Origin of the sequence: Desulfovibrio sp. (assembly GCF_019424165.1) — a bacterium.
Taxonomy (GTDB): Bacteria; Desulfobacterota; Desulfovibrionia; order Desulfovibrionales; family Desulfovibrionaceae; genus Desulfovibrio.
Genome location: NZ_JAHZAA010000014.1, coordinates 52079 through 60156 on the forward strand (window position 1 = coordinate 52079; position 8078 = coordinate 60156).

The 8078-nt window shown below is 60.9% G+C and carries 3 protein-coding genes; all 3 read left to right on the plus strand.

Annotated elements, in window-relative coordinates:
* Positions 1 to 1139, plus strand: a 1139-nt coding sequence (locus tag QZ377_RS07050) for an MdtA/MuxA family multidrug efflux RND transporter periplasmic adaptor subunit (RefSeq protein WP_291440466.1), incomplete at its 5' end; no start/stop codon positions are given.
* Positions 1140 to 1181: 42 nt separating this feature from the next.
* Positions 1182 to 4433, plus strand: a complete 3252-nt coding sequence (locus QZ377_RS07055) for an MdtB/MuxB family multidrug efflux RND transporter permease subunit (RefSeq protein WP_291440467.1) — start codon at positions 1182 to 1184, stop codon at positions 4431 to 4433.
* On the plus strand, positions 4430 to 7777 hold the full coding sequence (locus QZ377_RS07060; protein WP_291440468.1) for an efflux RND transporter permease subunit: 3348 nt from the start codon (positions 4430 to 4432) through the stop codon (positions 7775 to 7777). Before QZ377_RS07055 ends, QZ377_RS07060 begins: the two co-directional genes overlap by 4 nt.
* The last annotated feature ends 301 nt before the right edge of the window (positions 7778 to 8078 follow it).

The window sequence follows — 8078 nt, forward strand, 5'->3', positions numbered from 1 at the left end:
TGCCGCATTTTCTCAATGGCCTTGGCACGGTGCTGCCTTCCGGCGATGTACTTGTGACCAGCCGGGTGGACGGCCAACTGTTGCGCCTGCATTTTGCCGAAGGCCAGCGCGTGAAGGCCGGAGATCTGCTGGCCGAGATTGATCCGCGTCCTTTTCAGGCCAGCCTTGACCAGGCCCTGGGCAACCTTGCCAGAGACAGAGCACAGCTTGAAAACGCGCGCAAAGACCTTTCCCGCTACGCCAAGCTTGTTCAGGGCAGCTTTATCGCCGCTCAGCAGTACGAAACGCAACGCGCGCTGGTGCGTCAGTACGAAGGCACGGTTGAAGCTGATCAGGCCGCCGTGGATTCTGCACGCCTGCAACTGGAATACAGCCGGATTACCGCGCCCATCAGCGGCCGCCTCGGCCTGCGCAATGTGGACGAGGGCAATATGATCAAAAGCTCGGATTCCGGCGGGCTAGTGCGCATTACTGAAATCAGCCCATGTGACGTTATTTTTACCCTGCCCGAAAGTCAGGTTCCGCTGGTTGTGCAGGCCCTGCGCCGTGCTGAAGCGCAGCCCGACCCGCACCGGCTGGCGGTTCAGGCCTGGGACAGGGAGCAGAAGCACCTACTGGGTACAGGCCGTCTGATTTCTCTTGATAACCAGATAGACAGCGCCACGGGTACGGTGCGCCTCAAGGCGGTTTTTCCCAACACGGACGAAGCGCTGTATCCCAACCAGTTTGTCAATGCCAGGCTTTTGGTGCGCACGCTGCATGACGCGGTTACGGTTCCCGCCGCTGCGGTGCAGCTTGGCAGGCGCGGGGCCTATGTTTATGTGGTGCGCCAGGGTGAAAGGGGCGGCGATGAGGCGGAACTGCGCCTGGTCACACCGGGCATCAGTACCGGCGGGCTGACGGTCATTGAAAAAGGGCTTGCGCCTGGGGAAAAAGTGGTGGTTGATGGTCTGGACCGCCTGCGCGAAGGCATTGCCGTGCGCGTTGCGGCCACCACGGAAACGCCCAGGGCCGAAAGCGCCGATACCGTGCCTGAAAACGGCCCGGATGCCGCCTCGGCGTCTGTTCCCGGCACTCCGCCATCCGCTGGCGCATCGTCCCCGGCCGGAGCAGCGCCCGGCACGGGCGGCGCACCGTAAGCATTTTTTGGGGCCGTTCCGGCTCACAGGATATACGCCGCCATGAATCTTTCCCGCATTTTTATTCTCCGGCCCATAGCCACGTCTCTGCTCATGGTGGCGCTGCTTCTTTCCGGTCTGCTGGGCTATCGTTATCTGCCCGTGGCGGCCCTGCCACAGATCGACTATCCCACCATTCAGGTGCAGACCCTCTACCCGGGGGCTTCGCCCGACGTGATGGCCTCGGTGGTGACTGCGCCGCTTGAGCGTCAGTTCGGCACCATGTCCGGCCTTGTGCAGATGAGTTCCCTTTCTTCGGCCGGGGCTTCGGTCATTACCCTGCAGTTTGACCTGTCTATGGCTCTTGATGTGGCCGAGCAGGAAGTGCAGGCGGCCATCAACGCTGCCGATAACCTGCTGCCTTCAGACCTGCCCACGCCACCTGTCTACAACAAGGTAAATCCGGCCGATCCGCCGGTCATTACACTGGCTGTAGTCAGTGACGCCATGCCTCTGACCCGCCTTGAAGATCTGGTTGACACGCGCATGGCCCAGAAAATTTCGCAGTTGCCGGGTGTCGGCCTGGTCACCCTGTCAGGCGGCCAGCGCCCGGCCGTACGCGTGCAGATGAATCCCAGGGCTCTGGCCAATGCGGGCCTCACCCTGGCCGATGTGCGCACGGCCATTGCAAAGGCCAACGTCAATGATGCCAAAGGCAGCTTTGACGGCCCGGAGCGCGCGAGTACCATTGACGCCAATGACCAGCTTGCCTCGGCCGAGGAATACGCCCGTACCATCATAGGCTACAAGGACGGCGCGCCCTTACGCCTGCAGGATGTGGCCGATGTGGTGGAAGGGGCTGAAAATGCGCGTCTGGCCGCCTATGTGGCGGGGCAGGGTCTGGGTTTTCGCCCGGCTATCGTGCTTTCCGTGCAGCGCCAGCCCGGCGCCAACGTCATCGGCGTGGCCGACAGCGTGACGCGACTTCTGCCCGTATTGCAGCAGACCATGCCCGGCAACGTCGAGGTGCGCGTGGTGACGGACCGCACCACCACCATCCGCGCCACGGTGCACGACGTGCAGTTGGAGCTGCTGCTGGCTGTGGGCCTTGTCATCTGGGTCATCTGGCTGTTTTTGCGCAATGCCCAGGCCACGATTATTCCGGCGCTGGCCGTGCCGCTTTCGCTGGTGGGGTCGCTGGGCGTCATGCATCTGGCGGGCTATTCCCTCAACAACCTTACTCTTATGGCTCTTGTTATCGCCACAGGTTTTGTGGTGGACGATGCCATTGTGGTCATAGAAAATATTTCCCGTTATCTGGAGAAGGGCATGCGCCCGCTTCAGGCAGCGCTTACGGGCGCGGGCCAGATCGGCTTTACCATCATATCCCTTACCGTTTCGCTGGTGGCCGTGCTTATTCCCCTGCTTTTTATGGGGGATGTTGTGGGGCGGCTCTTTCGCGAATTCGCTGTTACCCTGGCAGTGACCATTCTTATTTCCGCAGTTATTTCGCTTACGCTCACGCCCATGCTGTGCGCGGTCATGCTGCGGCCCGCGCGCCCCGCGGACCGTAAGGGTGAAGGGCGCTTTTTTGCCCGGCTGCTTGTCTGGTACGAGCACCGGCTTGACTGGGTGCTGGCGCATCAGGGCCTGACCCTGGCCGTGGCCGTGGGTACGCTGGCGCTTACCGTGCTGCTTTACATTGCTGTACCCAAGGGCTTTTTTCCCGTGCAGGATACGGGCGTTATCCAGGGCATGGCCGAAGCCCCGCAGGATACCTCCTTCAAGGCCATGGCCGGTCGCCAGCGCGAACTTGCAGAAGTGATCCTTGAAGACCCGGCCGTGGAAAGCGTAGTCTTTTTTGTGGGGGTAGACGGCATAAACCAGACCATGGCCACCTCACGCCTGACCATAGAGCTGCGCCCGCTGGCCGACCGGGACGCCCGCGCTCCGGCCATTGCCCGACGCATTATGGACAGGGCCGGGTCCCTGCCGGGGATGACCCTGTATTTGCAGCCGGTACAGGACCTGACCATTGAGGATCGTGTTTCCCGCAGCCAGTACCAGTTGACGGTAGAAGCGCTGGACAGGGCGCAACTGGACACCTGGGCGCGGCGCATGGTTGAGGCCCTCAGGCAGCAGCCAGAACTGGAGCTTGTGACCAGCGACTATCAGGCTCCGGGCCGCATGGCCTGGCTCAATATCAACCGCGATGCCGCCGGGCGGCTCGGCATAAGCATGGCGGACATAGACAATGCCCTGTATGACGCCCTGGGCCAGAGGTTGATTTCCACTATTTTCACCCAGACCAACCAGTACAAGGTTGTGCTTGAGGTGGCCCCGCGTTTTCGTCAGGGTCCTGGAGATATAGAAAACATTTACGTCAAGGGCGGCGACGGCAAGCCAGTGCCGCTGGGAAGCATCGCCACTGTTGAAGAGCGGCCCACACAGCTTTCCATTGCGCGGCAGGGGCAGTTTCCTGTAGCCATCATTGCGTTCAATGTGGCGCGGGATTCTTCTCTGGGGGCGGCTGTGGCTGCGGTCAACAGCACCTTTGAACGCCTTCAGGTTCCGGATTCGCTGCGCGTCCAGTTTCAGGGGGCCACCCAGGCGTTCATGGCGTCCACCAATAATCAGGTGTGGCTTATCCTGGCGGCCATTGTGACCATGTATATTGTGCTGGGCGTGCTGTATGAAAGCTATATTCACCCGGTGACCATTCTTTCCACCCTGCCTTCGGCCGGGGTGGGAGCCTTGCTGGCTCTCATGCTGGCCGGTATGGAGCTTGGGGTTGTGGGCATTATCGGCATTATCCTGCTCATCGGTATTGTTAAAAAGAATGCCATCATGATGATCGACTTTGCGCTGGATGCCGAGCGCAATGAGGGCAAGGAACCGCTGGCGGCCATACGGCAGGCGTGTTTGCTGCGTTTACGCCCCATTCTCATGACAACTATGGCGGCCCTGCTCAGCGCGCTGCCCCTCATGATCGGCTGGGGCATGGGTGCGGAACTGCGGCGGCCTCTGGGCGTGACCATGGTGGGCGGCCTGATCGTCAGCCAGGTGCTGACCCTCTTTACCACTCCGGTGATATACCTGTGGTTTGATCGTCTGAGCCGCCGGGTGCGCGGCAGGGGGGCGGCGTCTGCGGGCAGTGGCGGAGCCGCGTCTGATGCAGAAGACACTCTGGATGGGGGAAATGGCCTCCATGAGGCGGTCGAGCCGGTGCGTGCCTGGGGAGACGCATCGGGGGACGATGGAGCGGCTGACATCCCTGCACGCGGAAGCACCATGCCGGACGGGAGCAGGACATGAGCGCCCCTCACAGCGCTCCGCATGAAAATACTCATGATGCGGCGCAGCAGGTTCGCAAAAAGCCCGTGCGCGGGCATCGCCTGGGGCCTGCTGATTTGCCCCTGAATATTTCCGCGCCCTTTATCCGGCGGCCTGTAGCCACCGTTCTTCTGACCATCGCCCTCACGCTGGCGGGGCTGGTGGCCTTTGGCCTGCTGCCCGTGGCTCCGCTGCCCGAAACGGATTTTCCCGTGGTTATGGTGCGGGCGCGCATGCCCGGCGCAGGCGCGGAAACTATGGCCGCCACTGTGGCCACCCCGCTGGAACGCGCCCTGGGCCGTATTGCCGGGGTGACGGAAATGACGTCGAACAGTAGCCTCGGCTCCACCAATGTCATTTTGCAATTTGACCTGGACCGCAATATCGACGGCGCGGCCCGTGATGTGCAGTCAGCCATCAATGCCGCGCGTTCAACCCTGCCCACCATGCCGTCCAACCCGTCCTACCGCAAGGTGAACCCGGCGGGCGCGCCCATCATGATTCTGTCCGTCACTTCGGACGTGCTGACCCGCTCGCAACTGTATGATGCGGCCTCCACGGTGCTGGCGCAAAAGATATCCCAGTTGGCGGGCGTGGGTGAAGTTGTGGTGGGCGGCGGCGCGTTGCCTGCCGTGCGTGTGGAGGTTATTCCCGATGCCTTGAGCCGGGCGGGCCTGAGCATGGCGGATGTGCGCAGGGCGTTGGCCGCTGCCAACGCCTACCTGCCCAAGGGCCAGATAGAGAGCGAGCAGAACTACTGGCTGGTGGGGGCCAACGACCAGTTACACCAGGCGGATGATTACAGGTCGCTTGTGGTGGGACGCAAGGGCGACAGGGTCATTCGCCTCGAAGACGTGGCGCAGGTGAAAGACAGTTCGCAGGATGTGCGCAACATGGCCGTGTCCAACGGCCAACCGGCTGTTCTGCTTATTGTTTTTCGCTCGCCCGGTGCCAATATCATCGAAACTGTGGACAGGGTGAAAGACATGCTGCCCCAGTTGCGTTCATGGCTGCCGGAAAGTGCGGACCTGGACCTGCGTATGGACCGCTCGCTGACCATCCGCGCGTCTTTGCACGAAGTGGAAAAAAGCCTGATGCTGGCCATGGCGCTGGTGGTTCTGGTGACCTTTCTTTTTTTGCGCAACGGGCGGGCCACCTGTATTCCGGCGGTGGCGGCTCCGGTATCCCTTATTGCCACGTTCGGCGTCATGTACCTGTGCGGCTACAGTCTGGACAACCTTTCGCTCATGGCACTCACGGTTTCCACCGGCTTTGTGGTGGATGACGCCATTGTGGTGCTGGAAAATATCGTCCGGCGGCTTGAGCTTGGCGAAAGCCCCATGCGGGCAGCCCTGCGCGGCGCGCGGGAAGTGGGCTTTACCGTTGTTTCCATCTCCCTTTCCCTTGTGGCGGTTTTTGCGCCCATTTTGTTTATGGGCGGCGTGGTGGGGCGGCTGTTCCGGGAATTTTCTGTGGTGCTGACCACGGCTGTGCTGGTATCTATGGTGGTTTCGCTCACCACGACACCCATGATGTGCGCCAGGCTGTTACGGCCCATCCGTACCAGGCGGAATGGCGGTTCCAGCCAGCCCGGCGGCTCTGCTCCCGATCCTGCATTGTCCTTGGCCGAAAATCCTGCGGCAGCACCAAGGCCTGGGTTTCTGGCCAAAAGCCGCGTGTGGAATGCGGTGCGGCGCTTTTTTTCAGGCATGGGCGACGCCTGGGGCAGGGTACTTGCGGGAATGCAGTCGGGCTACGCCCGCAGCCTGCCTGTGGTGTTGCGGCATCCGCGCCTGACCATGCTTACCCTGTTGCTGGTGGTGGCGGCCAATGTGTGGATGTACATCATTGTACCCAAAGGATTTTTCCCCACGCAGGATACCGGCGTCATCATTGGCGGCATTCGCGCAGACCAGAGCGCGTCGTTTCAGGCCATGGAGAGCAAGCTGGCAAAACTTGTGGAGGTTATACGCGCCGACCCGGCGGTGCGGCAGGTTTCAGCCCATATTTCCGGCGGACGTGGCGGCGGTGGGGTATTTATCGCCCTCAAGCCGCTGGAAGAGCGCAAGGTAGGCGCGCAGGCCGTTATAGGCAGGCTGCGCGGCAAGCTTTCCGGCGAGCCGGGTTTGCAGATTTTTCTGCAACCTGCGCAGGACATCATGATGGGCGGGCGCAGTTCGCGCTCGCAGTATCAGTACACCCTGCAAGCCGACACACTGGACGACCTGCGTACCTGGGGACGCCGCATGCAGCAGGCCCTGGCGGACCTGCCCCAGTTCAAGGACGTGGACAGCGATATTGAAGAGCGGGGCCTGCAAACGATGGTTACGGTCAACCGTGATGCCCTGGCGCGGCACGGCCTGAGCATGAAGGACGTGGACGCAGCCCTGGGCAATGCCTTTGGTCAAAGCCAGGTTTCCACCATCTATCGGGACAAAAACCAGTATCGTGTGGTGCTGGAATACGATGAAAACTGGCTGCAAAGCGAGGAGGCGCTGGGCAAGGTCTACCTGTCCGGCAAGGACGGGCTTGTGCCGCTGCTTGGGGTGGCCGAGGTAGCGCCGTCATTTGCGCCTCTTTCGGTCTCGCATCAGGGGCAGTTTGCGGCCATCACCCTGTCATTCAACCTTGCGCCGGGGGTTGCCCTCTCGCAGGCGCAGGAGGCCATTGAAGAGGCGCGGGTGCGGCTCGGCGTACCGTCTTCCATTGTGGGCAGTTTTCAGGGAACGGCCAAAATGTTCAGCGATACTGCGGGCAATCAGGTGGTTCTTATTCTGGCGGCCCTGGCGGCCCTGTATATCGTGCTTGGCGTACTGTACGAAAGCCTTATCCATCCCCTGACCATTTTATCCACCTTGCCTTCAGCCGGGGGCGGAGCCTTGCTGGCGCTGATGCTTTTCAAGATGGAATTCAGCGTTATAGCGCTTATCGGCGTGCTGCTGCTGTGCGGTATTGTCAAAAAGAACGCCATCATGATGATCGACTTTGCCCTTGAAGCCTCGCGCAGCCGCAATCTGCCGCCGGACAAGGCCATTTATGAGGCCTGCCTGCTGCGTTTTCGGCCAATCATGATGACCACGGCTGCCGCCATTTTTGGCGCTGTGCCGCTTGTGCTGGGGCAGGGCGACGGCGCGGAGATCCGGCAGCCACTGGGTGTGACCATCGTGGGGGGCCTGCTCATGAGCCAGCTTTTGACTCTGTACACCACGCCCGTGGTTTATCTGTGCCTTGACCGCGCCCGCCTGCGCACACGCCGCTGGTGGTGGCGCATGCGCTACGGTGAAGCCGTGGCGCGCAGATTGCAGGTTTTGAGCAAGGGGGCATAGGGTATATTCATAACTCCCTTATGCTCTATGACGAACCCTCGCCAATGCTATGACCCCCATCAAGCAGATAAAGCAAAAAGCCCACCAGGGGCTGTCTCTAAATAATTCTTTTGTCCAACTGGCTGCGTCAAAAGGCTTTTTTTACTCCAGTCATGTACCGCAAAAGTACACTCCTTTCGTAAAAAAGCCTTTTTCCTTGCCCTTGGCGCAAAATCATCTATTTAGAAACAGCCCTTGGGCTGAAACTTTGAAAATTTGAAGGGGGTTTTGTATGTATACTGGATGGTTGGGAAACGTGGCG

Bases quoted from the DNA above. Each gene is read 5' to 3' on its own strand.
- QZ377_RS07060 (WP_291440468.1), top strand. From the start codon at position 4,430: ATGAGCGCCCCTCACAGCGCTCCGCATGAAAATACTCATGATGCGGCG.
- QZ377_RS07055 (WP_291440467.1), top strand. From the start codon at position 1,182: ATGAATCTTTCCCGCATTTTTATTCTCCGGCCCATAGCCACGTCTCTG.